The organism is [Roseibacterium] beibuensis, from assembly GCF_039542305.1.
Classification (GTDB): Bacteria; Pseudomonadota; Alphaproteobacteria; order Rhodobacterales; family Rhodobacteraceae; genus Roseibacterium; species Roseibacterium beibuensis.
In genome coordinates this window covers 152,523-177,072 of record NZ_BAABHW010000007.1, presented here as the reverse complement: position 1 = coordinate 177,072, position 24,550 = coordinate 152,523, and the positions used below count along the sequence as shown (strand labels likewise).

Below are 24,550 nucleotides of genomic sequence, written 5' to 3'. Positions count from 1 at the left end.
GCGGCATGAAGGGCGTCTACCAGCACTGCGCGAAGAAGCACCTGCACCGCTACGCGGCTGAGTTCGAGTTCCGATACAACAACCGCTCTGCGAACGGTGTTGAGGATGCGGAGCGGGGCGAGATCGCTCTATCTGGGGCAGTCGGAAAGCGGCTGACTTATCATCAGCCTAATCAGTGACTTAAGTGGGAAGTGACTGATTCTCTTGACAGAATCGCAACATCATCATATATGTTGAGTAATCCAGTCTGATGCTGGAGGTAGGGATTCATGTTTCCCAGCGGCCCTTGGTGACAGGGGCCGTTTTCAATTCATGGCCTCCATACGCGCCCATATTTGTTCGGATTTCCCCGATTGTCTCTATGATACTTTTCCGTCTCAAGAATATCTGCGACTTCACTTGAGAACCCGAGAGGCCCGCGACCTTTTGCGTAAATCTTGTGGCAATGGGAAAAGCTGGTCGCCGCCAAGAGGTCAGCCAATTGGAGCCCAGCTATATCATCGCTCTCTGGTTTGACCTTTATTTCCTTTGATGTAATGTGTTTATTCAAGTCTTTTGCCGAAATAAAGCCGGTTCCGTTATCAAGCGTTTCTCTGAACTTTAACTTTAAACGTTTATCACTCTTGCCCCTTTGTTCGGCAAGAACATCTCCCGTAGCGCCTTCGGACTGAAGGAGGAAAAAATAACGCTCAAGAAGTGTCTTAACCAGCAGGAAATATATGTCGTCATTCCATTTGGGATACTTGAAGTAGAACCCAATCTTATCCACGCTCGCTGTGATCACACGATAATCAGCTTGCCTGTAGAGGCGCAAACAATGCGCATTCCATGCTTTTTCGCGCTCGGGATCTTCTAGGCACGAAAAACAGCCCTTCTTCGCCATCACATCATGTCGGTGGAGTATTGGGGGCCTGGACTTCCGCGTTAGGCCGAAATGCGCTTCCTTCATGGCGGCAAAGCGAGGCGAGAGTTGAGAGGTGTAATATTCCTTCTCAATCACGACGCCAGTGATGCTTGCAAACCGTCGCTTCGGATCGTTTGTTGCGGCGTTCTCGACGTCTCGTATATCGTCTATGTACATGCGGTAGTGAGCCATAAGGGTATAACATGACTGACGCGAAAAAGAGTCAACTCGACAAGTTCAAGGAAGCCGCCCGTCAGCTAGAGACGGACGACGACGAAGAACGGTTTGACGAGAAGCTAAAGCGGCTGGCGAAGCAGAAGCCGGGCGACAAATCCGAGGAAGAATGAGGTATTGAGATACCGCGATTGGTGAGGTATCATGATACCATGAAGAGTTTTCGCATCAAAGCAACCTTGTGGATCGCCTACCGCGTATTTGGCGTCCCGGTTCAGGTTGACCAAAATTTCATGTGGGGCCGAAATACTTGAAGGTGTGTTGGTAGGTAGTGAAAACTACCGCCTTATCCTTCCTGTAGTCTAGCGCTCCATATAGCGCAGTTTCCACCGCGCGCGCGTCATCTGTGTTGAGAAACAGGCACGACGTGGTGCGCGCTTCTTCAATGCCAAATCGTTCAAGCGCTTTGTGCAGATCATCATAGCGTTCACTGTAGGTGGCGTCATAGTGAATGTTGAAAGTTACTCCAATCATCGTCGAATCCCCCAACTAACTACGCCGTAAGGCTGCGTCAGCGGTCCGGGTTTGTCAAATATACAATCGCCAAAAGAAAACCCCCGCCGGATCGGTCCGGCGGGGGTTTTTCCTTACACCATCAGAAGCTTGGTCCGGTCGCTAGAGCGACGCCAGCCCCCAAGCCTATTGCGGCATATATCCATTACCGGTGCTGCCGGATGCAGCGAAGATAAACAGGATCATCGCCAGGATCGGCACGATAAGGTGATGGGTGCGGGTTTCGACATCATCGTAGATCGTCTGGGTCGACATCTGCGGCACCAGTTCCGGCGCTTCGGCCTGGGCAACGGTGCCCGTGGTGAGTGTCGCAGCGACTGCGACGGTGGCGAGCAATTTCTTCATGGTTCAGACCCTTTCAATACGGCTTGCATCCGAGAAAATTAGAAACCGTCGATGTATACATTACCGGTGCTGCCGGATGCTGCGAAGATAAACAGGATCATCGCCAGGATCGGCACGATAAGGTGATGGGTGCGGGTTTCGACATCATCGTAGATCGTCTGGGTCGACATCTGCGGCACCAGTTCCGGCGCTTCGGCCTGGGCAACTGTGCCGGTGGCGAGTGTCGCCGCAATTGCGACGGTGGCGAGCAATTTCTTCATGACATCCCCTCTCATGTCGGGCCTAAGGCCTTCAAATTTCGTCCGGAGGAGGTGCGCAGTGAAATAGCTGGGCAACCTGAGCAACTCCCCCAGCCGCTCGCACATAGAAAAAAGGCGATTCTTACTACAAAGCCATTCCCACACACCGCTTTGTTGCGTTTTTGCCCAGCCCCTGTGACCGGAATCCTACACTTCGCCCTGCGATCAATCCGCGACCGGCGGGACAAGCCCCAGCCTCTCGTAGTTCACCGCCATGTAGCCGTAAGGCAGGTCCACCACCGCCTCGGGCGTGTGGGCAAGCACCTCCTGCGCCAAGACGCCGGTGTGCACCTCGTCGGACCAGACATAGCGGTACTGGTAAAGCGTCAGGCCGTTCCCGGCGGTTCCGACAGGTGTGATGTCGCGCTTCAGGCGCGCGTCGCTGGGTTGCAGGCCCGGGTTTCCCCCGCCCGAATGCAGCGCAGCAGCGATCAGGAGCACGGCAAAAATCGGAACGAGGATCTGGTGCGAGCTGTCGGCCGTATCCTCGACGATGACCGCGGGCGGCATCGCGGGTTGCGGGGCAGTGCCCCCGGCGAATGCGGTCGAGGTGGCGAGCGTCAGGCTCAGGGCGGTGGCGGTCAAGAGACGAGGCATGAAGCGAACCCTCCGAATGATTGGCCGCTGTCCCGGTCCGGCAAGTGGGCGCAGGGTTCAAGCGGCCTGAAGACGATGCGAGAAGCTTGTTGGGCGCGAAGACCCGCCGCAAGAGGGCATGACGGCGCTATTTGCCGGGTGTTGCCGTTTTGTTGCCGCTACATGGCCTGATTGCGTGTCTTGCAAGGCACGGTTTTGGATGGAAGCGGACGGACTTGGCCGCGAGGCTTGAGTCGATTCGCAGGCATTAACCATTGTGCTTCAAAGTTTCTCTTTTGGGATTTGCGGCATGCCGAAGTTTTCAGGCCAGCTTACCGACCGACGCAGGGCCCTGCTGGGGCTCGGCGCGGTTCTGGCCTGTCCTGCCGTGATCGGGCGGGCCGAAGCGCAGGCCATTCCGGCAAGCTTCACCGGGAACGGGCCCGTCACACGCGGGGCCGACGTCACGGTGCAGCGTGTGAATACCCGCCAGCCCGTGGTCGCGCTGACGTTCGATGACGGCCCCCATCCGCGCCTGACGCCGCAACTCCTCGATATTCTGCGCGCCGCCAACGTGCGCGCCACCTTCTACATGATCGGGCGCAACGTCGCGCGGTATCCGCAGCTTGTCGCCCGCGTGGCCGCAGAGGGGCACGAGATCGGGAACCATACCTGGTCGCATCCCAGTCTCTATGGCCGTTCCGACGCCGGTGTCCTGAACGAGATCGACCGCACCAGCCTTGCCATCCAGGACGCCGTTGGCCGCCCGCCGGTCACCATGCGACCGCCTTACGGCAATTTCTACGACCGTCAGCGCCTGATGCTTTACGCCGAGCGCAACATGCCGACGGTGCTCTGGTCCGTCGACCCGCAGGATTGGCGGCGCCCGGGCAGTTCGGTCGTCCGCCAGCGGATCGTCGGGTCCGCCCATCCGGGCGCGGTGGTGCTGGCCCATGACATCCACGGTCCGACCGTGCGCGCGATGCCCTCGACCATCGACGGCCTCTCGGCGCGGGGCTTCCGTTTCCTGACGGTGTCGGAACTCATCGGCTGGCCGCGCTGGGACCAGCGCCGCATCCGCATCGCCGCACGCAGCCCGCGCAGCTGATTAAACCGGCGCGTCCACTGGAAAGGGGGCGGCCGTTGCGGTACACTGTCCACTGATTGTAAACAATAATCCCAGATTGCAGAGTATTGGGGACGGGGAGAGCAGAGCCATGACGACGAAATCCACCACCAGCAGCCGCAAGCGCAAATCGACGCCCGCCGGGCGGTCGCGCAGCCGCACGACCACGGCAAAGGCGGCCACTCCGACGTCCTCAGACAAAAGCACCAAGGAAAAGAAGACTTCGCCCACTCCCAGGACGGCGCCCGCTCCGGCACCGTTGCGCGCGGTGGAGAGCGCGACAAAGAACACGGCCGCGCCCGAGACCCCGGCGCAGGGCGACAACGACAGTGCGGATCGCGCCAAGCGTCCCGACCTGCTGGACGCCATCGCATCGCGCAGCGCGTTGAAGCGATCTGAGGTCAAGCTGGTGATGGACCTGATGCTGGACGAGATGGGCAAGCTGCTCGACACCCATGAAGAGGTGGCGGTGCCGCCGCTCGGCAAGCTGATGGTCAAGAAGCGGATGGAAAAGCCAGGCGGCCACATGCTGACGCTCAAGCTCAAGCGTGCCACTGGCGGAGCCGATGGCGCGTCCGGCACCACCGTGGACAAGCCCGCGAAAGACAGCGACTGAACCGGGCGCGCCGGCTTCGGTCGGAGGGCTCGAAAATGGGGCAAACCCCTCTTGCAGAGCCTTGGGCTTGGGTCTAAATACCGCGCATCCGGCGGGTGATTAGCTCAGTGGTAGAGCGCTTCGTTCACATCGAAGATGTCGGGAGTTCAAATCTCTCATCACCCACCATTTCCCTTCTCCGTGAATTTCGATCGGCGGTGATCGACCCTTGCGGTCCGGCCCGGCGAAAGACGAGGTTGCTCGCATGGCTTTTCCGCCCCTCTACATCCTGCGCCACGGGGAAACCGAGTGGAACCGCGCCGAGCGGTTGCAGGGCCACCTCGACAGCCCGTTGACCGAAAGGGGCAGGGCGCAGGCGCGCGAACAGCGGGAGATCCTCTCTGAACTGTTGTTGCCCGCCGGGCATGTGACAGTGATGTCCAGCCCGTCGCCAAGGGCGCTGCGCACGGCCGAGATCGCGTTGCCGGATCACCCCATCACGCAGGATGCCCGCCTGCTGGAAATCGACCTTGGGGATTGGGCCGGGCGTGTCCTGTCTGAAATCCGCGCCGACCACCCCGAGATTGCTGCGGCCACGGACCCGCACATGTGGAAGTTCACAGCCCCGCGCGGCGAGCGTCTGGCCCAGATGGCGGCGCGGTGCCAATCGCTGCTTGCCTCCCTTCACGGCCCCACCGTCCTTGTGACCCATGGGATCACGTCGCGGGTGTTGCGCTGCCTCGCCCTTGGCCTGCCGCCCGAAGACCTGTCGAGCATGCCGGGTGGGCAGGGCGTGGTGCATGTCGTGGAACACGGAACGGCCCGGTTGCTCGGGGCCGCGTCGGACGCCGATTGAGGCTTGCTCCCACGCCCCGGACCGGGCTATGAGGCGCCCCGGCGGGTGGTTAGCTCAGTTGGTAGAGCGCTTCGTTTACACCGAAGATGTCGGGGGTTCGAGCCCCTCACCACCCACCATATTTACCAACACGACCACCGCGCACTCCCAGCGGTTTCACCAGGTTTGGGCGACCTGCGCCCCGATCGGACGCACGCCCAGACTCGGCGTTACAGGGGCCGGCGCATGGGTTCTTGACGCTAGGGGGCGCGAGCGACAGCATCGGTGGGGTTTCGAAAAGGACGCTTTTCATGCAGGACACACCGCCGCCGCCGCCCCAGTACAACCAGGGCCAGCCCTACCAAGCGCCCCCGCCCAACCCGCTGGAGCCGGCTTTCATCATCTACATCACCTACATCGTGGGGTTCGTCGTGCCCTTCGCAGCCCTTGGCGGGCTGATCTATGCCTATATCGAGCGGGGCAAATCACCCGAATTGGACAGCCACCTGACCTTCCAGATCCGCACCTTCTGGTGGGGTGTCTTGATGATGGTGATCGGCTTCGTGCTGACCTTCGTGCTGGTGGGTTTCCTCGTCTTCCTGTTCTGGCTTGTCTGGACAGGCATCCGCATCGTAACCGGCCTGCAACTGGCGCAGAACCGTCAACCGATCCGGTCGGTGGAGGTTTGGGGGATGAAAGCGGTTTAGGCGCTTAATGTGCGCCAGCGCAATTCCTCTAGCTCGCCAACCTTCAAAATGTGCGACTGCGCACAAAATCGGTGTGATTGCATCGAATAGGACTGGATAGCCTAACGCCCTAGCTTAGTCGGGACCCGCAACGACCAAGCTGGAGCCTCTGCCATGAGCTGGAACCCCGCCCTCGACCCGCATTGCCCCACCGGGGGCGATGTCGATGCCATTGAAACCGTGATCGTTCCCCGCGCCCGAGACCTCGGGGATTTCGAGGTGCGCCGCGCGCTCCCGGCGCCGAAACGCCAGATGGTCGGCCCTTTCATCTTCTTCGACCAGATGGGGCCAGCCGAATTCATCACGGGGCAGGGGGTGGATATCCGTCCGCACCCCCATATCGGCCTCGCCACCGTCACCTACCTGTTCGAGGGCAAATTCCATCACCGCGACAGCCTGGGCACCGACCAGTGGATCGAACCCGGCGCGGTGAACCTGATGACAGCAGGCCACGGCATCACCCATTCCGAGCGGATCGACGGCGAGATGCTGCGCGCGCCCTACAAGCTGTCGGGCATTCAGACCTGGATCGCCTTGCCGAAAGGGGCCGAGGATGGCGCACCGGATTTCGTCCATGCCGCCAAGGGGGAGCTGCCGCTGCTGGAGGGGGAGGGCAAGCGTGTCCGCCTGATCCTCGGGACGGCCTTTGGGTCCAAGGCCCCCGTCTCGACCCCATCCGAGATGTTCTACGCCGACGCCTCGCTGGAGGCGGGTGCGAAACTGCCGATGCCCGACGATCACGAGGATCGCGGCGTCTACGTCATGGATGGCTCGGTCGAGATCGCGGGTGAGCGCTTCGACAAGGGGCAGATGATGGTGTTCCGCCCCGGCGACCGCGTGTCGTTGACCGCCGGAGAGGCGGGCGCGCGCGTGATGCTCTTGGGCGGCGAAACGCTGGAGGGGCCACGCCATATCTGGTGGAATTTCGTCGCCTCCTCCAAGGAGCGGATCGACGAGGCGAAAGAAGCGTGGCGTCGGGGCGATTGGGAGCACGGCCGCTTCCAATTGCCGCCCACCGACCAGGAGGAGTTCATTCCCCTGCCCGAAAGGTGACAGCGCCGTCGTCTCGTGCTAGCGGCAGACGCATGTCTGCCTGTTCGGGAAATTTCGCCATGACATCGTGGAAATGGGCGGCCCTGGCCGCCCTTGTCCTTCTGCCTGCCCCCGCCGTCGCCTTCGATGCGGAAAGCTGTGACCGCGTTCTTTCCGCCGATGCCGTGGAGGGCGAAGACCTGCGCGGCGCGGTGCCCGCCCTGATCGCCGAGCCGCCGCAATTCGGCGGACGGGTCGATTGCATCCTGAGCGGCGGTTCAGCGACCGAGGGCGGGGCGCAGACCGTGACCGTTCTGGAGCGTGTGCCGGGGGCCGACGACCTGCATGAACTGCACGTCCTCTACCGGGCCGATGGGGTCGAGACGCTCAGCTTCAACCGGGTGACCGAGCGGGCGCGCACGATCACCGAATGCGGCCGCGACACGGACGGGGCGATCCGCTGCCGCACCGACCTTTTCATGGGAAGCGGGGTGATGTTCGACCGCCTGATCGCGGCGAACGGCGACCTGATGCAGTTCGGCATCTATCTCGACGAAACGCGGACCTTTGCCGACGCGCCGTCGCAGGCGCGGTTCTTCGACGCCCCGCAAGAGGCGCGCGGCGTGGCGATCGAGGTGCTGCCAGACGGGCCGACCTATGACCTCGCCCTGACGCCCGAGGGGGCGCGCTACCGCGTCGCCACCCCGGACGAGACCCGCAGCCTGGCGCGCCGCATGATCGAGGCCACACCGGCCCTGCGCTTGCGCTTGCGCCTGTCCGAGGATGGGCGGGACCGCGACCAGACGCTGGAGCGCTCGGCCGGCGAAGTGAACACGGCGCTGCTTGTGCATTTCAGGCTGGAAGAGTTGATGCTCGGCGCAGCCGACTAGCGCGCGACGTCAGGGGGAGCACATGGCGCCGAGCGACGACACAGCGAACAATGCCCGCGCCATCCTGTTCATCCTGGCGGGTGTTTTCTTCATCTCGATCAACGACATGCTGATCAAGCTGCTGTCGGGGGGCTACCCGCTGCACCAGATGGTCTTCGTGCGTTCGGCCATCGGGATCTGCGTGTCGCTGGTCATCCTGCGCTACGAGGGCGGGGTTGCGATGCTGCGGACCGGCACGCCCGGTCTGCACCTTGTTCGCGCGCTGTTGATCGTCATCGCCAACATGACCTTTTTCGCCGCGCTGGCGGTGATGCCGCTTGGCGCGGCCACGGCGCTGTTCTTCGTCGCGCCGCTGTTCATCACGCTTCTGGCGATCCCGGTGCTGGGCGAGACGGTGGGCAAGCACCGCATGACGGCGATCCTGATCGGCCTGTTGGGCGTGGCGGTGATGATGGCGCCCGGCGTCGATTGGGGCGGCATCCCGCGCCTCAGCCTGCTTCTGCCGGTCGCGGCGGCGTTCTGCTACGCTGGCATGCAGGTGCTGACGCGCAAACTGGGGGCGAAATCGGCGGCCTCGGCCATGGCGGTCTATATTCAGGCGACCTTCATCCTTGTCAGCGTCTGTTTCTTCGTGGTGGCGGGCGACGGGCGGTTTGCCGAGGGGGTGGAGAGTGAAAGCCTCGTCTTCCTGCTGCGCGCCTGGGTCTGGCCGCCGGTCGAGGATTGGTGGAAATTCGGCTTGCTGGGGGTGTTGTCCGCGGTTGTCGGCTACGCGCTTAGCCAGGCCTACCGGATCGGGGATGCGGCGACCGTGGCCTCCTACGAATACACCGGCCTGCCCATCGCGATCTTCTGGGGCTGGATCGTGTTCGGCGAGATCCCGAGCCTGCCGATGCTGGCCGGAACGGCGCTGATCGCGGGGGCGGGGCTTTACGTATTCGCGCGCGAACGGCAGCGCGCGCGCTCGCTGTCTGCCGCCCGTCCACAGCGCCGACCGTGAGCGCCGAGAAAAAGGCGGCGGAAAGCGCAAAACCGCGCTTGACGGGGGGCGGGCGGGGGCCTAATACGCCCCCCACGCAAAGGGGATCTCCCCGAAGCGGAAGGGTGAGCGGTTGTAGCTCAGTTGGTTAGAGTACCGGCCTGTCACGCCGGGGGTCGCGGGTTCGAGCCCCGTCAACCGCGCCACCACCCGTTTCGCAGCGATGCGCGAAAATGCCGGCTCCTCGGGGCCGGTTTTTTCTTTTTGCCACCCTGCGCTTTCCCTCGCGGGGGCGCTGATCTAGACAGGCGCATGATCGGTTTTCTTCTTCCCGCTGGTGCCCTTGCGCTTGCCTATGGCGCGGTCTGGACGTTGCGGCCCGTGTCTTGGGCCAGGTCCGCGATCAAGACCGGCTCCACCGTCCTTCTGGCGCTGGCCGCCGCGTGGCATGGGCTGCCGATCCTGGCCATGGCCTTGGGGCTGGGGGCTGTCGGCGATTTCTTCCTGTCGCGCGATCCGAAGTCCGGATTCCTGCCCGGTCTGGCGGCGTTCGCCCTTGGACATGCGATCTACATTGCCGTTCTCTGGCCCTTGGCCGGTTCGGTTCCCGTGGTGCCCGTTCTGGTCCTTGCGGCGGTGTCGGCGGTCTTGCTGGTGCGGCTCTGGCCGGTCCTTGGTGACCTTCGGCTGCCCGTCGCGATCTACGCGGGGCTGTCGGTTGCGCTTGGGGCGCTGGCGCTCGCCTTGCCGGACGCGGCCGTCTGGATCACGGCGGGCGCACTGGCCTTCATCGCCTCGGATATCGTGCTGGCCATCGAGCTGTTCCTCTTGCCGCCCGAGAGCCGCTGGAAACCGCTCTTCGCGCGTGGCCTCTGGGCGCTGTACTGGCTGGGGCAGGCGGCGATCCTGTGGGGGATGAAAACCGCCGCTTCCGGCATTGACGCCGCCCCGGGATTTGCCTAATCAGGCCCTCACGCGGTTGTAGCTCAGTTGGTTAGAGTACCGGCCTGTCACGCCGGGGGTCGCGGGTTCGAGCCCCGTCAACCGCGCCATTTTTCCAAAGTCTCAAGTACCGAAGGCGGGCGCGCCTCCTTCTGCCCCTTTGGGGCACGCGTCGGCGCGCGTTGCCACGGATTGGTGCCTTGGGGGCTCCGCCCGGTCGCACCTCGCGCGCCCCATCGGGGCGAGCGCCGGCCTGCTCAGGCCGGATCGGTGCCTTGCCGTGGCTCCGCCCGTTCGCACCTCGCCCGCCCCGCTGGGGCGAGCGCCGGCCTATTCAGGCCGGATCGGTGCTTACCCCCTTGTGAATCCAGCCGCCGCCGAAGACGCGGGTGCTGTCGGGATCGTAGAACACGCAGGCCTGCCCGGGGCTGACCCCCTGTTCGGGCGTGGCCAGTTCCACCTCGGCCTCGGTCTCCGAGATCGGGCGGATCACGGCGGGCGCGGGCGGGCGGGTTGAGCGGATGCGCACCTCGACCTCCCATTCCGGGCGCGAGGTGAAGGGCGCATCGCCCAGCCAGTTGATCTCGCGCACCGGGACCGTGCGTTTGGCCAGCGCCTCTTTCGGGCCGACCACGACCTGCCGCGCGTCCGGGTCCAGCCTCACCACGTAAAGCGGGTCCGACAGACCACCGATCCCGAGGCCGCGCCGCTGGCCGATCGTGTAGTGGATCACACCGCGATGCTCGCCCAGAACGGTGCCTTCCATATCCACGATCTCGCCCGGATCGGCGGCACCGGGGCGCAGCTTCTCGATCACGCTGGCATAATCGCCGTTGGGGACGAAGCAGATGTCCTGGCTGTCGGGCTTGTCGGCCACCGGCAGCCCGTATTTCGCCGCCAAGGCGCGCGTCTCGGCCTTGGAGGGCAGATGTCCCAGCGGGAACCGCAGGAACTCCAGCTGCTCCTGCGTGGTGGAGAACAGGAAATAGGACTGGTCGCGGTTCATGTCGGCGGCGCGGTGCAACTCGGCCCGCTCCGGCCCCATGGTGCGCTGGATGTAATGGCCCGTCGCCATGCAATCGGCGTCGAGGTCCTTGGCGGTGGCCAGCAGGTCCTTGAACTTCACCCGCTCGTTGCAGCGGATACAGGGCACGGGCGTCGCGCCGGCAAGGTAGCTGTCGGCGAACTCGTCGATCACGGCCTCGCGAAAGGTGTTCTCGTAGTCGAGGACATAGTGGGGAAAGCCCATCTCCTCGGCCACGCGACGCGCATCGTGGATGTCGCGCCCGGCGCAGCAGGCGCCTTTCTTGGCCAGCGCCGCACCATGGTCGTAGAGCTGTAGCGTGACGCCCACGACGTCATAGCCTTCCTCGGCCAGTTGCGCGGCCACGACCGAGGAATCCACGCCGCCCGACATCGCCACGACGACGCGCGTGTCGGCGGGGGGCTTGGCAAAGCCAAGCGAATTGAGTCCGTGGGGCCGATCGAGGGCCATGGCAGGCATCCTGTTCCGGGAAATAGGTCGAATGGGCGGAATATAGGAAAACCGACCCTTTTCACAAGCCGCGCGCTAACCGCGAATTAAACACTCTGCGTCAGAGTGCCGGTCGACGAAGTGACCATGATGACGAGGCGCCGATGTATATCCGACGGATCAAGGGACCCAATGCCGTGACACTGCCCGACGGTCGTGTGCTGACACGCGCCGACCTGCCTGCCCCGGACACGCGGCGTTGGGTGGCCAGCCGCAAGGCAGTGGTGGTGCTCGCGGTCGAAGGCGGGCTGATCACGGCGGAGGAGGCGATTCGCACCTGGGACCTCTCCGAGGAAGAGCTTGATAGCTGGCGCGATGCCGTCGCCCGGCATGGTGTTGCAGCTTTGAAAGCAACTTCGGTGCAGCGTTTTCGCAACGCATGACCGGATCCTCGTGAAATCGCATGGTTTTTGCGGGGGCGCCCGCCGAAACGGGTAACTTGTAATTAACCATTTGGACCGAGGGTGGGTGTCGACCAAGGCGAGATTCGGAGAGAAAGAAGATGCGCGTTTTGCTTGTTGAAGACGATCTTACCACGTCCAGAAGCATCGAGATGATGCTCAAGCACGCCAATCTGAACGTGTATTCGACCGACATGGGCGAAGAGGGCGTCGATCTTGCGAAGCTTTATGATTACGACATCATCCTTCTCGATCTGAACCTGCCCGATATCACGGGGCACGAGGTGTTGCGGCAATTGCGCACCGCCCGGATCACGACGCCGATCCTGATCCTCTCGGGTTTCGACGACCCCGAGAACAAGCTGAAGGGGTTCGGCTTCGGCGCCGATGATTACCTGACCAAGCCGTTCCATCGCGAAGAACTGGTCGCGCGAATCCACGCCATCATCCGCCGCAGCCAGGGGCACGCCCAATCGGTGATCCATACCGGGCAGATTTCGGTCAACCTCGATGCCAAGACGGTCGATGTGGGCGGCGCGCCGGTGCACCTGACCGGCAAGGAATACCAGATGCTGGAACTGCTGAGCCTGCGCAAGGGCACCACCCTGACGAAGGAGATGTTCCTCAACCACCTTTATGGCGGCATGGACGAGCCCGAACTCAAAATTATCGACGTCTTCATCTGCAAGCTGCGCAAGAAACTGTCCGAGGCCACGGGCGGCGACAACTATATCGAAACGGTCTGGGGGCGTGGCTACGTCCTGCGCGATCCGGCGGCGCAGACCGGGGCCGACATGGCCGCGACGGCCTGACTGCGCATCTTGGCACATCCGCAAGGGGGCTTGATCGGATGTGCCATGTGCATTTGGCCGGGCGTCCGGCTGAGCGTGACGCCTTTCGCGTCGCACCGGCTGCGGAAACGCTGCCGATCTGCGGGCGCATAACGGCCTGATCCCCCTGATCCGGCTGGACCCGACCGTGAACGAGACCTATCACCAATGCAGGACGAGCAGCCGCGCGAGGGTGACATGGCCGAGGAGATACGGGACGCCGAAAAGGCAGCCGCGACCCTGACCGAGGAGGAGGCGCGCGCCCGGCTTGCAGAGCTGGCCGAGGCCCTGCAATCGGCCAATACCGCCTATTATGCCGAGGATGCGCCGACCCTGTCCGATGCGCAATTCGACGCGCTGAAACGCGAAAACGCCGCGATCGAAGCGCGCTTTCCGCATCTGAAGCGGGCCGACAGCCCCACGGAACAGGTTGGCGCCGCCCCGTCCGAAGGCTTTGCCAAGGTCACCCATTCCGAACGCATGCTCTCGCTGGCCAATGCGTTTGACGATGCGGATGTTGTGGATTTCGTGGCCGGCATCCGCCGCTATCTCGGTCTTGCGGAGGACGCGCCCCTGTCCTTCACGGCAGAGCCAAAGATCGACGGTCTTTCCCTGTCGCTGCGCTATGAAAAGGGCGCGCTGGTGACGGCGGCCACGCGGGGCGATGGATCGGTGGGCGAGAATGTCACCGCCAACGCCCGGACCATCGCCGATATCCCCGAGCATCTCGACGGCGCGCCCGACGTGCTGGAGGTGCGCGGCGAGGTCTATATGAGCCACGCCGATTTCGAGGCGCTGAACCAGCGGCAGGAGGCGGCGGGCGGAAAGACCTTCGCCAACCCGCGCAACGCCGCGGCGGGATCGCTGAGGCAACTCGATGCCGGGATCACGCGCGCACGGCCCTTGCGCTTTTTCGCCTATTCCTGGGGCGAGCTGTCCGAGCCGCTGGCTGAAACGCAGATCGAGGCGCTCGCGCGGCTTCGGGCGCTCGGCTTCACCATCAATGACCGCACGCGGGCCTGTGAAACCGTGGACGAGATGCTGGCGCATTACCGCGCTATCGAACAGGACCGCGCGACGCTCGGCTATGATATCGACGGGGTCGTCTACAAACTGAACGACCTGTCCCTGCAACGCCGCCTGGGCATGCGCTCGACCACGCCGCGCTGGGCGATCGCGCATAAGTTCCCCGCCGAACTGGCCTGGACACGGCTGGAGGCCATCGACATCCAGGTCGGGCGCACCGGCGCCCTGTCCCCGGTGGCGCGGCTGACGCCGGTGACGGTGGGCGGCGTCGTGGTGTCCAACGCGACGCTCCATAACGAGGATTACATTGCCGGCCGGGACAATCGCGGCCAGCCGATCCGCGACGGCAAGGACATTCGCGTCGGCGATTGGGTTCAGGTCTATCGCGCGGGCGACGTGATTCCGAAAGTGGCGGACGTGGACTTGTCGAAACGGCCCGGGGAGGCGGTTCCCTTTGCCTTCCCGACTGTCTGCCCCGAATGCGGCTCGGACGCCGTCCGAGAGGAGGGCGACAGCGTGCGCCGCTGCACGGGCGGCTTGATCTGCCCCGCGCAGGCCGTTGAAAAGCTGAAACATTTCGTCAGCCGGGCGGCGTTCGACATCGAGGGGTTGGGGGCCAAGCAGGTCGAGGCCTTCTACGGTGACGAATGGATGAAAGAGCCCGTGGATATCTTTAAACTGAAAGACAATTACGGCTCTGGCCTGCAGCAGTTGAAGAACCGGGAGGGCTGGGGCGAAAAAAGCGCGAAGAACCTCTTCGATGCAATTGAAGAAAAAAGAAAAATCCCGCTCAAGCGCGTTATTTTCGCGCTTGGTGTCCGCCATGTCGGCGAAGTGGCCGCCGACGATTTGGCGCGCCATTTCGGTCGGTGGGACGCGTTTGAGACAGCGGTGGTGCAGGCGATCCCTGCCGCTGCGGCCCATCGCGCGGGTGAAGAGGCCGTCGCCGCCGAACAGGCCGCCGCCAAGGCCGAAGGCCGCCGCGCGCAGATCAGCGATGCGCGTCGCAAGGCGTGGGAAGGGGCCGAGGTCCCGCCCGAGGCAAAAGCCGCCTGGGATGACCTTGTGGGCATCGACGGGATCGGCGCGACCGTTGCCCTGTCCCTGACCGACACCTTCGCGCAGGAGGCCGAACGCGCCTCGATCGACCGGCTGGTCGCCCATCTCGACATCCAGCCGCCCGAAGCCCGCGCGACCGAGGGCAGCCCCGTGGCGGGCAAGACCGTGGTGTTCACCGGCAGCCTTGAGAAGATGACGCGCGCCGAGGCCAAGGCGCGCGCGGAATCGCTGGGGGCCAAGGTGTCGGGCAGCGTCTCGGCCAAGACCGATCTCGTGGTGGCCGGCCCCGGGGCGGGCTCCAAGGCCAAGAAGGCCGAGGACTTGGGCATCGAGATGATCGACGAAGACGGCTGGCTGGCCCTGATCGGCGATGGCTGACGCACCGGCAAAGCCCCGGGGACGCCCCGAGATCCTGTTCCCGCTTTTCGCGGGACTGGAAACGCTGGACGGGATCGGCCCGAAAACGGCGAAGAATTTCAAGGGGCTGGCGGTTGAGACGCCGAAGGACCTGATCCTGACGCTGCCCGTGGGCGGCGTGGACCGGGCGCGGCGGGCCTCGATCCGCGAGGTGGCGCTGCCGGGGGCCGCGACGGTCGAGGTCACGGTCGGCCGCCACCGCCCGCCCGCCGGACGCGGGCCGTACCGGGTCGAGGTCGAGGATGCGGAAACCTCGTTCCAGCTGGTCTTTTTCCACGCCAAGGGCGACTACCTGCAGCGCATCCTGCCGAGCGGCCAGCGCCGCGTCGTCTCGGGCAAGCTGGAGCTGTTCGACGGGGTGGCGCAGATGGCGCATCCCGACCACATCCTGCCGGTCGAGGAGGCGGGCGAGATCCCCCCGTTCGAGCCTGTCTACCCGCTGACAGCCGGGGTGACGCAGAAGGGCATGCAGAAGGCCGTGGCCTCGGCGCTCAAGCGCGTGCCGGACCTGCCCGAATGGTGCGATTCCGAGTTGAAGCGGCAGAAGGGCTGGCCCGGCTGGCACGACGCGGTATTGGAGGCGCACAACCCCGAGGGCCCCGAGGATCTGAGCCGCTCGGCCAAGGCGCGGGAGCGCTTGGCCTTCGACGAGTTGTTCGCCCACCAGATGACGCTGGCGCTGGCCCGCCAGACGCGGCGCAAGAAAAAGGGCTTCGTCACGCAAGGCGACGGGCGGTTGCGGGCAAAGGTTTTGGAGGCGCTGCCTTTTTCGCCGACCGGCGCGCAGTTGCGGGCGATCTCCGAGATCGAGGCCGACATGGGCGCGCCGACCCGGATGAGCCGGCTTTTGCAGGGCGACGTGGGGGCCGGCAAGACGCTGGTCGCGCTGATGGCGCTGCTGATCGCGGTCGAATCCGGCGGGCAGGGCGTGATGATGGCGCCGACCTCGATCCTTGCGGGGCAGCACTTCGCGAACCTCAAGCCGCTTGCCGAAGAGGCGGGCGTCGTGATCGAGATGCTGACGGGCAATGACAAGGGGGCCGAGCGCAAGGCCAAGCTGGCGGCGCTGGTGTGCGGCGACATCCAGGTGCTGGTGGGCACGCATGCGGTGTTCCAGGACGACGTGGAATTCCGCGACCTGCGCCTTGCCATCGTGGACGAGCAGCATCGGTTCGGCGTGACGCAGCGGATCCGGCTCAGCCGCAAGGGGCAGGCGGCGGACATGCTGGTGATGACGGCAACGCCGATCCCCCGCACGCTCAGTCTTGCGCAATATGGCGACATGGATGTCAGCGTGCTGGACGAGAAACCGCCCGGGCGCACGCCGGTCAAGACCGCGCTGATCTCGACCGCGCGGATGGAAGAGGTGGTGCAGCACCTGCGCGAGGCCATCGCCGAGGGGCGGCAGGCCTATTGGGTCTGCCCGCTGGTCGAGGAATCCGAGGTCTATGACGCGGTGGCGGCCGAAGAGCGGTTCAAGCACCTGCGCGCATCCCTGGGCGAGGGGGCGGTCGGGCTGGTGCATGGCCGGATGCCGGTGGCCGAGAAGGACGCAGCGATGGCCGCTTTCAAATCGGGGCGAACGCGGGTGCTGGTGGCGACCACGGTGATCGAGGTCGGGGTCGATGTGCCCAATGCCTCGATCATGGTGATCGAGCAGGCCGACATGTTCGGTCTGGCCCAGTTGCACCAGTTGCGGGGCCGCGTGGGGCGGGGCGCGGCGGAGTCGACCTGCCTGCTGATGTATCGCTCGCCCCTGGGCGAAACGGCGAAGCGGCGGCTGATGGTCCTGCGCGAAACCGAAGACGGGTTCCGCATCGCCGAGGAAGATCTCGCGATTCGCGGTGCGGGCGATCTGATCGGCACGGCGCAGTCCGGTGTTCCCCGGTTCCGCATCGCGGACCTGGAGAGCCAGACCGCGCTGATGGCCTTGGCGCAATCCGGGGCACGGGCCCTGCTGGCCCGCGATCCGGGGCTGGAGAGCCCACAGGGGCAGGCCGCACGCACCCTTCTGTGGTTGATGGAACAGGACAAGGCGGTTGCCTTGATCGGGGCCGGCTGAGCGGTGAAATGCCGCTTTGTTCTCAAATGTTCTTAAAAAGTTCTCGACAAATGGGAACGGATATGAGAACAAATCATCAACACCCGAGAACGGAGGACGCCAAAATGACCCGCATCGCCACCATCCTGCGCCAATCGCGCGAGACGCTTCTGGCCGATACTGCCGGTGTCTTGGCGCTTGCCGTTTTCATGATGGGCCTGCTGCATCTGCCCGGCCTGATCTGAGGAGATCCTGTTTCTGCCTGCGGTCCGGGCAGGGCCACCGGCGCATCGCCTGTCCCCTTGATGCGCCCATGACCTGCCTCGTCACTGGTTTCCGTGCTCCGGAACCGACGCCTTGCCCGATGGATACGCATCCTTCCGCCGCCATCCCAACGGATGCGCGGCGGTTTTTTTGTCAGGTGGTCAGGAGGTCAGGCGCAGGCGGCGCGCTCGGCCTCGGCCATAGCCTCGGCGGTGGCCTCGAGCGCCAGCATGATCGAGGCATGCCGGTTTTTGTAGTCGCGCGCGGGCGCCAGAACCTCGTAGCCGTCGAACGGGGTGCCGGGCGGGTCGCCCCCCTCTTTCAGCATCGCGCGGAGGGCATCGCGTGCGGCCTCGACCTCGGGCCGTGTCCGTCCAATCGCATTGCGCCCAAAAAGCGCCGCCGAGGCCTGGCCAAGCGCGCAGGCCTTCACGTCCTGGCCGAACCGCGCAATGCGGCCATCCGCGTCGAGATCGAGGTCCACCGTCACGGTCGACCCGCAGAGCGGGGCCCGTTTCTTGACCGTGGCCTGCGCCCCCTCCAGCCGCCCGCGATGGGGGATATCCGCGGCAAGGCCGAGGATCTTCTGCGAGTAGAGGTCGATCAGGTCGCTGTTCGCGGACATGGGCGCTTTGCCTTTCGCTGCCTTTCCCAATAGGTAGCGGCCAAGCCGCCTTTTGCAAAGAGTCCTGCCATGACCGAGACCCGTTTCGACCCATCAACCCTGCGTTACGACGCCAATGGCCTGATCCCCTGCATCGCGCAGGAAGAGCGCACGGGCGAGGTCTTGATGATGGCCTGGATGAATGCCGAGGCCGTCGCGAAAACGCTGGAAACAGGCCGTGTGACCTATTGGAGTCGCTCGCGACAGGCCTTTTGGATCAAGGGCGAAACCAGCGGGCACGTGCAGGAGCTGGTCGATCTGCGCATCGATTGCGACCGCGACTGCCTTCTGGCCGTGGTGCGGCAAGAGGGGCCGGCCTGTCACACCAACCGGCGGGTGTGTTTCTATACCGCCGTGCGCGACGGGGTCGAAGTGGAGCTGATGGAGCCGTTGGCGGACTAGGGGGCTCTGCCCCCGTCGCCTGCGGCGACTCCCCTGGAGGTTTTTTAGCCAAGATGAAGGGGCAGGTCGGTGCGCTAGAGGCCGACCATGCGCCGGATGTCGTCCGGGCTGGCGCCGTCCTCGCGATAGTGTCGGATCGCACGTGCATCGTCGCGCTTGGCCAGCCGTTTGCCGGCCTCGTCCCGGATCAGCCGGTGGTGGTGGTAGGTCGGCGTGGGCAGGCCGAGCAGGGCCTGAAGCGCGCGTTGCAATTGCGTTGCGTCGAACAGGTCTTCGCCGCGAATGACATGAGAGATGGCCTGCGCCGCATCGTCGAGCACGACAGACAGGTGGTAGCTCGCCGCCATGTGGGGCCGGGCCAGGACCGGGTCGCCGACCTGCGCGAGCAGCGTGTCGAGGGTGACGCGGTGGGCGCCGGGATGGGCCGGGCCGGTTTCGGTGAAGGTCACGTCGAGATCAGGCAGCGCCTTGGCCAGATCGAGGCGGATGGCCATCCCCTCGGTCCAGTCCGACATGGGCCGCCCGCGACAGGTGCCGGGATAGATGCGCCCGTCGGGGCCGAACTCGGGCGTTCCTTCCTGCGGGGCGGAGGCGGCCTCGGCGATGTCGCGCCGCGAGCAGGAGCAGGGATAGCAGAGGCCGCGCCCGGCGAGATGTTCGACAGCGGCGCGGTAATCCGAGAGGTGCTCGGACTGGCGCCAGGGCGGTTCGTCCCATGTCAGGCCGAGCCAGGAGAGGTCTTCGTAGATGAGCTCTTCCCAGTCCGGGCGGGCGCGGGACTGGTCGATATCGTCGATGCGCAGCAGGAATTGCCCGCCCGCGGCCCGAGCCATGTCATGGGCGGTGATGGCCGAGAAGGCATGACCCAGGTGCAAGGGGCCGGTGGGCGAGGGCGCGAAGCGGGTGCGAAGGGTCACTGGCGTTCCAGCAGGTAGACCATCGCCCTGGAGCCGAGGCCCTTGATGTGGTCCCCGATCTCCTCGGAAAGGATGCGCGCCTTGCCGTCCGCGACCGCCGCGTTCAAACGATCCGTGTAGGCAGGCTCTTCGAGCGTGTGGTCGTTGAAGGAAAAGCAGAACAACCCGCCCTTGGGCAGCAGGTCGAGACATTGATCGAACACGCTGGGCGGCGCGGCCCCGGTTCCAATCACGCCGGCGGCGGCCACGGCCTTGTAGTGGCCTTTCGGCGCGCGGGTCTCGGACAGGTCGAGCAGCCGTCCATAGACGCCGCTTTTCCGGGCCTTCTCCATCATCCCGGCAGAGACGTCGGCGCCGTCGATCTGCGTGAACCCTTGCGCCGCCAGCGCCCGTCCCAAGAGACCTGTGCCGCAGCCCATGTCGAGAATCGCGGCGTCCTTGGGCAGGGGACTCGCCGCAAGGGTCGCGGCGCAGCGGGCCGGCGTGACGTAGCCCTGCGATGCCAGGTCGTCGTCATACTGCGCGGCCCAGTCGTCATAGAGCGCGCGGCGGTCGGCGTCGGTCTTCAGCGCGTAGACCTTGTCGAGATAGTCATCCGTCATGGGCCAAAGGCTATCGGCCTGCTGAGGCGGCGTCCAGCGCCGAGGCCGATAGCCAGCCGGTCCAATCCGCCTTGGCCCGGTCGGTATAGGCCTTGTAGCGATCCCGCCGTCCGCGACGCCCGCCCTTTAGGCCTTCGGCCGGGGGGAACAGACCGAAATTGACGTTCATCGGCTGGAATGTCTTGGCCTCGGCCCCGCCGGTGATGTGCGTGACAAGCGCACCCATGGCCGTTGTCGCAGGAACCGGCGGCAGGGCGGTTCCCGTGATCTCGGCGGCGGCCATGCGGCCGGCAAGCAGACCCATCGCGGCGGATTCGACATACCCCTCGACGCCGGTGATCTGCCCTGCAAGGCGGATATGCGGCTTCGAGCGCAGGCGCATCTGGTCGTCCAGCAGCCTGGGCGAGTTGATGAAGGTATTGCGATGGATGCCGCCGAGCCGCGCGAATTTCGCATCCTGAAGGCCCGGGATCATCCGGAATACCTCGGTCTGCGCGCCGTATTTCATCTTCGTCTGGAAGCCGACGATGTTGTAGAGCGTGCCGAGCTTGTTGTCGCGACGCAGCTGAACCACGGCCCAGGCCTTGGTCTGGGGATCATGCGGATTGGTCAGGCCGACGGGTTTCATCGGCCCGTGGCGCAGCGTTTCGCGCCCGCGTTCGGCCATCACCTCGATGGGCAGGCACCCGTCGAAATAGCCAGCCGTTTCGCCCGGCTTGAACTCCGTCTTCTCGGCGGCGAGCAGCGCGTCGATGAAGGCCTCGTATTCGTCGCGGGTCATCGGGCAGTTGAGATAGGCGGTGCGTTCTTCCTCGGTCTCGCCCTTGTCGTAGCGCGACTGGCGCCAGGCGATGTCCATGTCGATCGTGTCGGCATAGACGATGGGGGCGATGGCGTCGAAGAAGGCGAGGCTGTCCTGACCCGCCTCGGTGGCGATGGCCTGTGCAAGGCCGCCAGAGGTCAGCGGGCCGGTCGCGATGATCCAGTGGCCACTGTCGGGCAGGGCGGTGATTTCACCGGTCTCGACGCGAATGCGCGGATGGGCCAGCAGCCGTTCCGTGACGCCTTCGGCAAAGGCCTCGCGGTCCACGGCCAGGGCGCCGCCCGCGGGCAGGCGGTGGGTATCGGCCATTTCCATGATCAGCCCGCCGGCTTGCCGCATCTCCCAATGGAGCAGGCCCACGGCATTCTGTTCGTCATCATCCGAGCGGAAGGAATTCGAACAGACCATCTCGGCAAGCTTGCCGGTCTGGTGGGCGAAGGTTTCGACCTTGGGCCGCATTTCGTGGATCACCACGTCGAGGCCGAGATGGGCGGCTTGCCAGGCGGCTTCGGACCCGGCCATGCCGCCACCGATGATATGGAGTTCGCGTGTCATGTCGCGGGACATAGAGAAGCGCGCCCCAAGCCTCAAGGCCGGGACGCGCGTGTTTGATCGAACAAATCGGTGTCAGGCGCGTGCGTAGCTCTCGGATTCGGGCGCGCGCTCCTCGGCGTCGTCCTCTTCGTCCAGCATCCACGGCTCGTGCGTTTCAAGCACCGTGTAGCGCCCGCCGCCATACAGGATGAGCGGCACCGAGAAGACGGTGATCAGCGTGATTTTCACGGCGAGGTCGGGGTTCCCCTCGGGCGTGGTCAGGATCGCCGGTCCGATCAGCAGGACGGCCGCGATCGCCGAGGTGATGGATGTCCTGATCCCGAGCATCAGCCAGATGCTCAGCACGAAATAGAGCGCCGATAGCGCGGTGGATTGGATGGCCAGCCGTTGATCCATACCGCCGATCACGGACGGGACGGCGCAATTGGCCAGCTGGGGCAAAAGCCCGATGGCGGCCTCGATGATCAGGGTCGCCGCAAGGCAAACCCTCATATTCAGGCGGAGCCATTCAGTCAGGTCTCTCATTTGTCTGCCTCATTGAATTTTCTACTGCTCATTTATGGGCCAACCGTTTCGTCACGTTTCACCGGGGCTGTAGGGGTTGCCGGTCAGGCGGGATAATCCCCATCAGTGATACTGAAGATGTTCTCGATTTCCGGCTCGACCGGGCCGCGTGCGATGCGCTGAGACAACCGCTGTTCGAGCGAGGGTAATGGCGCATGGGACGGCGTGGCACCGGCCAGGTGCGCTTCGACACGGTCGAGAATGGCGTGTGTGCCCTTGGTCCGGCCGGGGCGAGGGGCCGCCTTGAATGTCGGAAGCGCGACGGCGGCCTCGGGGGCAGGGCGGCGCGTGGCCACCATGCCCTCGGCCTCGACACGGGCCAGGATGGAGGCGACGCGACGGGGGGCGACCCGGCGCTGGATGGGGGCGCGACGCCGATGGGCCGCGGGGCCATGATCGCTATAGGTCAGCAGCAAGGCGGCGATAAGCGCCAGGTCGCGCCAGAAGCTGCCAAGTTCGGTTTCGACGCCCAGTTCCACCATCGCGAGGTAGCTGGCGTAGAAGGTCATCATACCAAGGATCAGGGCGGCGACGCGTGTATAGACCGCGATCATGATCATGAAGGCCAGCAGGAAGACCAAACCCGCCGAAAGGGCCGTCGCCGCGATTCCGGGCATGGCCCAGTTGAACAGCAAAGCAAGGTCTGTGCCGGGAATGATCCTCAGCGCGACCGCGATGAAGTAGGACGCGATCAATATCCGCAACGTAGCCTCGGCGGCTGTGTTGAGCGTGACGCGTTCAGCGGTTCCGTTTCTCATCCTGATCCTCGAAGGAAGCTGCCACTCGTGGGCGGGCTGGCCTTGTTACTTTTGCACGCGATACGCTGGCATGCTGTGCCCGCAAAGCGGCGGCACTTCGGGCGAAGCGTGGAAAAGTCCGTTCCAAATTGAGGCAAAAACAAGATGAAACGGCCCGGGCCTGAAATGGCGCCGGGCCGCAAAACGCGTCTTGAATTCGTGTTTCAGACGAGGCCGTGCCAGCCGCGCCGCACGAGGGCGTAGTGTCCGCCGCCACACAGCAGCAAGGGCACGGTCATGAGCACCGCCGATGACGCATAAACCGCCCAGGCGGAGCTTGTTTGGAGGTACTGGTTCGACCACGCCGTGGCCAGCATCAGCGCCAGGCCAAGAAGGGCCGTGATCCGCGTGCGGATCCCGAGGATGAGCCACGACGCGACGACGGCCAGCAGGATCATTCCCAGATCGTTGAAAAGTTCCGCAGCAATCGAAGGTTGCAGGTGGAAAAATTGATACCCGTCAATGGGTTCGATGCCTATGACCTCCAGGGCGGCAAGGCCGATGTAGCTCAGCCCGAGGGATAGCCTCGCCAATAGACAGACTGTGCCTTCAATGGTCTTCATGCTCTGGTCTCCTGCCTCGATGCGATTTTTTTGTCGCTTATATCCAGAAGCTAGTCTTCGCTTTCCGAGGCCGCCAGTGATACCCACGCAAACCCGCATTTGCGTTTTCGCAAGATGTCAGGCGATGTCGCTCTTCGGAGTGGGTAAACAGGTGTGGTTGGCCTGTTTCGTGCTGGTGGCAAACGCATGCCGTATCCAGTCCAGCACTGTGGCAACTGCTCGGTCGCCTCGGCGGCTGGCGTGGTAGGCGGCATAGATGGGCGCGCAATAACTGTCGTCGGGGCGCGAGATCGGGCGCAGATCGGGATACCGCTTTGCCACGATTTCGGGGAGCGGCCCCATCGTTTCGGTAGCCTGGATCACCTCGGCCAACTGGTCGAAATGCTCGACCCGGATGCGCGGCGGACGCTTGAACCAGTCACTCGCCATCGCCTGAGGGCCGATCTGTTCGAACTCGTCCGGCATTCCGATCCAATCCCCGTCCAGATCGGCATTCGCGTGGGCGTAAACCCGGAACGGCAGGGTGACGACGCGGGCCGCGATCAGGCGTCCGCTTTCAGGCCGGTGCTGGACCAGCACGATATCGCAATCGCCCAAGCCGTTCTTCAAGATCCGGTTGCGGAACTCGAGCTCCAGGTCGGGGGCTTCTTCCTGCAACTCGGGCAGGGCGGGAAACAGCACATGCGTGTTCAACAACGGCGCCGCCCCGATCGTCAGCTTGATGTTCTGCCCATCGCCATCGAGATTGTTGCGCGCAGCTTCGATGCGGTGGTCGAATTCCTCGGCGACCGACAAGAGATGTTCGATCCGGGGGGACGGAAGCCATCCGTCCGCGGTGCGGATGAAGGCGGGCCCGCCCAGTGTTTCGCCGATCTTGTCGATCCGGCGCGAGACCGTCGCGACGTTCGTGCCAAGCGCGGCCGCGGCGCGCGTCAGCGTCTTGTGCCGCTTGATGGCGACCAGGTACCGCAAGTCGTCCCAATTCACCTTGGGGCCTCTCACTCGATGAGAAAAGAAAGCAAAACGGACGCAGTCGCGGCCGGCCCTCGTTACGCGGTAGTCGAAAAGGCCTTAA

Annotated in this window: 28 protein-coding genes, 4 tRNA genes and 1 pseudogene; 19 read left to right on the top strand and 14 right to left on the bottom strand. The window is 64.4% G+C overall.

The features are described 5' to 3' along the window. A pseudogene (locus tag ABD923_RS18320) lies at positions 1–179 on the top strand (IS1595 family transposase); the annotation flags it as partial. Between the two features lie 131 nt (positions 180–310). On the opposite strand, the gene ABD923_RS18315 reads toward ABD923_RS18320, so the two are convergent. Beyond that, positions 311–1,096 carry a DUF3800 domain-containing protein gene (locus ABD923_RS18315; protein WP_259554062.1) on the bottom strand — a complete coding sequence of 262 codons (786 nt, stop codon included), beginning with the start codon at positions 1,094–1,096 and terminating at the stop codon, positions 311–313. An 11-nt stretch (positions 1,097–1,107) separates the two neighbouring features. On the opposite strand from ABD923_RS18315, the gene ABD923_RS18310 reads away from it, so the two are divergent. Beyond that, on the top strand, positions 1,108–1,251 hold the full coding sequence (locus tag ABD923_RS18310; RefSeq protein WP_259554063.1) for a hypothetical protein: 144 nt from the start codon (positions 1,108–1,110) through the stop codon (positions 1,249–1,251). A gap of 118 nt (positions 1,252–1,369) precedes the next feature. On the opposite strand, the gene ABD923_RS18305 is transcribed toward ABD923_RS18310, so the two are convergent. From ABD923_RS18305 to ABD923_RS18290, 4 genes are all read right to left on the bottom strand, one after another. Beyond that, positions 1,370–1,627 (bottom strand): hypothetical protein, encoded by a 258-nt coding sequence (locus tag ABD923_RS18305; RefSeq protein WP_345229566.1) that lies wholly within the window; start codon positions 1,625–1,627, stop codon positions 1,370–1,372. A gap of 150 nt (positions 1,628–1,777) precedes the next feature. Then, positions 1,778–1,996, bottom strand: a complete 219-nt coding sequence (locus ABD923_RS18300) for a hypothetical protein (RefSeq protein ID WP_222187114.1) — start codon at positions 1,994–1,996, stop codon at positions 1,778–1,780. 38 nt (positions 1,997–2,034) lie between these two features. After that, positions 2,035–2,256: a hypothetical protein gene (locus tag ABD923_RS18295; protein WP_259554065.1), complete on the bottom strand. Its 222-nt coding sequence runs from the start codon at positions 2,254–2,256 to the stop codon at positions 2,035–2,037. Between the two features lie 204 nt (positions 2,257–2,460). Beyond that, entirely contained in the window at positions 2,461–2,892 is a 432-nt protein-coding gene (locus tag ABD923_RS18290) for a tail fiber domain-containing protein (protein WP_259554066.1), read from the bottom strand. Positions 2,893–3,181: 289 nt separating this feature from the next. On the opposite strand from ABD923_RS18290, the gene ABD923_RS18285 reads away from it, so the two are divergent. The 12 genes from ABD923_RS18285 (at position 3,182) to ABD923_RS18230 (ending at position 10,126) form a co-directional block, all read left to right on the top strand. Further along, positions 3,182–3,979, top strand: coding sequence for a polysaccharide deacetylase family protein (locus ABD923_RS18285; RefSeq protein WP_259554067.1), 798 nt, complete (start codon positions 3,182–3,184; stop codon positions 3,977–3,979). Between the two features lie 109 nt (positions 3,980–4,088). Continuing rightward, positions 4,089–4,613: an HU family DNA-binding protein gene (locus ABD923_RS18280; protein ID WP_259554068.1), complete on the top strand. Its 525-nt coding sequence runs from the start codon at positions 4,089–4,091 to the stop codon at positions 4,611–4,613. 93 nt (positions 4,614–4,706) lie between these two features. Beyond that, a tRNA-Val gene (locus tag ABD923_RS18275) sits at positions 4,707–4,781 on the top strand. 76 nt (positions 4,782–4,857) lie between these two features. Continuing rightward, positions 4,858–5,448: a histidine phosphatase family protein gene (locus ABD923_RS18270; protein WP_259554069.1), complete on the top strand. Its 591-nt coding sequence runs from the start codon at positions 4,858–4,860 to the stop codon at positions 5,446–5,448. A gap of 43 nt (positions 5,449–5,491) precedes the next feature. Then, positions 5,492–5,567, top strand: a tRNA-Val gene (locus tag ABD923_RS18265). 171 nt (positions 5,568–5,738) lie between these two features. Further along, positions 5,739–6,134: a DUF4870 family protein gene (locus ABD923_RS18260; protein ID WP_259554070.1), complete on the top strand. Its 396-nt coding sequence runs from the start codon at positions 5,739–5,741 to the stop codon at positions 6,132–6,134. Between the two features lie 153 nt (positions 6,135–6,287). Next, positions 6,288–7,226 carry a pirin family protein gene (locus ABD923_RS18255; protein WP_259554071.1) on the top strand — a complete coding sequence of 313 codons (939 nt, stop codon included), beginning with the start codon at positions 6,288–6,290 and terminating at the stop codon, positions 7,224–7,226. 59 nt (positions 7,227–7,285) lie between these two features. Continuing rightward, the gene (locus ABD923_RS18250; protein WP_259554072.1) at positions 7,286–8,095 is read left to right on the top strand and encodes a hypothetical protein; all 810 of its coding nucleotides are present in this window, start codon (positions 7,286–7,288) and stop codon (positions 8,093–8,095) included. 22 nt (positions 8,096–8,117) lie between these two features. Continuing rightward, complete coding sequence (locus tag ABD923_RS18245) at positions 8,118–9,095, top strand: DMT family transporter (protein WP_259554073.1); 978 nt, start codon at positions 8,118–8,120, stop codon at positions 9,093–9,095. Positions 9,096–9,203: 108 nt separating this feature from the next. Continuing rightward, positions 9,204–9,280 (top strand) — tRNA-Asp (locus tag ABD923_RS18240). 106 nt (positions 9,281–9,386) lie between these two features. Beyond that, the gene (locus tag ABD923_RS18235; protein WP_259554074.1) at positions 9,387–10,037 is read left to right on the top strand and encodes a lysoplasmalogenase; all 651 of its coding nucleotides are present in this window, start codon (positions 9,387–9,389) and stop codon (positions 10,035–10,037) included. A gap of 12 nt (positions 10,038–10,049) precedes the next feature. After that, positions 10,050–10,126, top strand: a tRNA-Asp gene (locus ABD923_RS18230). 224 nt (positions 10,127–10,350) lie between these two features. On the opposite strand, the gene mnmA is transcribed toward ABD923_RS18230, so the two are convergent. Further along, positions 10,351–11,511, bottom strand: coding sequence for a tRNA 2-thiouridine(34) synthase MnmA (gene mnmA, locus ABD923_RS18225; protein WP_259554075.1), 1,161 nt, complete (start codon positions 11,509–11,511; stop codon positions 10,351–10,353). Between the two features lie 143 nt (positions 11,512–11,654). On the opposite strand from mnmA, the gene sciP reads away from it, so the two are divergent. The 4 genes from sciP to recG all read left to right on the top strand — a co-directional run bounded on the left by sciP (position 11,655) and on the right by recG (position 17,345). Continuing rightward, positions 11,655–11,933 (top strand): CtrA inhibitor SciP, encoded by a 279-nt coding sequence (gene sciP, locus ABD923_RS18220; protein ID WP_259554076.1) that lies wholly within the window; start codon positions 11,655–11,657, stop codon positions 11,931–11,933. Positions 11,934–12,052: 119 nt separating this feature from the next. Then, on the top strand, positions 12,053–12,763 hold the full coding sequence (ctrA, locus tag ABD923_RS18215; RefSeq protein ID WP_222187128.1) for a response regulator transcription factor CtrA: 711 nt from the start codon (positions 12,053–12,055) through the stop codon (positions 12,761–12,763). Positions 12,764–12,979: 216 nt separating this feature from the next. Beyond that, positions 12,980–15,244, top strand: a complete 2,265-nt coding sequence (gene ligA / locus ABD923_RS18210) for an NAD-dependent DNA ligase LigA (RefSeq protein WP_259554242.1) — start codon at positions 12,980–12,982, stop codon at positions 15,242–15,244. Continuing rightward, a complete protein-coding gene (gene recG / locus ABD923_RS18205; protein ID WP_259554077.1) occupies positions 15,237–17,345 on the top strand; it encodes an ATP-dependent DNA helicase RecG in 2,109 nt (702 codons plus the stop codon). Before ligA ends, recG begins: the two co-directional genes overlap by 8 nt. Before the next feature lie 412 nt (positions 17,346–17,757). Here the strand turns inward: recG and ABD923_RS18200 are convergent, their stop codons facing one another. Beyond that, a complete protein-coding gene (locus ABD923_RS18200) occupies positions 17,758–18,213 on the bottom strand; it encodes an iron-sulfur cluster assembly scaffold protein (RefSeq protein ID WP_259554078.1) in 456 nt (151 codons plus the stop codon). A gap of 69 nt (positions 18,214–18,282) precedes the next feature. Between ABD923_RS18200 and hisI the strand changes: the two genes are divergently transcribed. Beyond that, positions 18,283–18,654, top strand: coding sequence for a phosphoribosyl-AMP cyclohydrolase (hisI, locus tag ABD923_RS18195; protein ID WP_259554079.1), 372 nt, complete (start codon positions 18,283–18,285; stop codon positions 18,652–18,654). Between the two features lie 74 nt (positions 18,655–18,728). On the opposite strand, the gene gluQRS is transcribed toward hisI, so the two are convergent. From gluQRS to ABD923_RS18160, 7 genes are all read right to left on the bottom strand, one after another. Continuing rightward, positions 18,729–19,571: a tRNA glutamyl-Q(34) synthetase GluQRS gene (gene gluQRS, locus ABD923_RS18190; protein ID WP_259554080.1), complete on the bottom strand. Its 843-nt coding sequence runs from the start codon at positions 19,569–19,571 to the stop codon at positions 18,729–18,731. After that, entirely contained in the window at positions 19,568–20,173 is a 606-nt protein-coding gene (locus ABD923_RS18185; protein WP_259554081.1) for a class I SAM-dependent DNA methyltransferase, read from the bottom strand. The genes gluQRS and ABD923_RS18185 overlap by 4 nt, the downstream gene beginning before the upstream one ends. Before the next feature lie 10 nt (positions 20,174–20,183). Continuing rightward, positions 20,184–21,551 carry a methylenetetrahydrofolate--tRNA-(uracil(54)-C(5))-methyltransferase (FADH(2)-oxidizing) TrmFO gene (trmFO, locus tag ABD923_RS18180; RefSeq protein WP_259554082.1) on the bottom strand — a complete coding sequence of 456 codons (1,368 nt, stop codon included), beginning with the start codon at positions 21,549–21,551 and terminating at the stop codon, positions 20,184–20,186. 72 nt (positions 21,552–21,623) lie between these two features. Next, positions 21,624–22,076, bottom strand: coding sequence for a hypothetical protein (locus tag ABD923_RS18175; protein WP_222187135.1), 453 nt, complete (start codon positions 22,074–22,076; stop codon positions 21,624–21,626). An 83-nt stretch (positions 22,077–22,159) separates the two neighbouring features. Continuing rightward, positions 22,160–22,873, bottom strand: a complete 714-nt coding sequence (locus tag ABD923_RS18170) for a hypothetical protein (protein WP_259554083.1) — start codon at positions 22,871–22,873, stop codon at positions 22,160–22,162. Between the two features lie 203 nt (positions 22,874–23,076). Next, the gene (locus ABD923_RS18165; RefSeq protein WP_259554084.1) at positions 23,077–23,475 is read right to left on the bottom strand and encodes a hypothetical protein; all 399 of its coding nucleotides are present in this window, start codon (positions 23,473–23,475) and stop codon (positions 23,077–23,079) included. A gap of 117 nt (positions 23,476–23,592) precedes the next feature. Continuing rightward, positions 23,593–24,462, bottom strand: coding sequence for a LysR family transcriptional regulator (locus ABD923_RS18160; RefSeq protein WP_259554085.1), 870 nt, complete (start codon positions 24,460–24,462; stop codon positions 23,593–23,595). Positions 24,463–24,550: the final 88 nt, after the last annotated feature.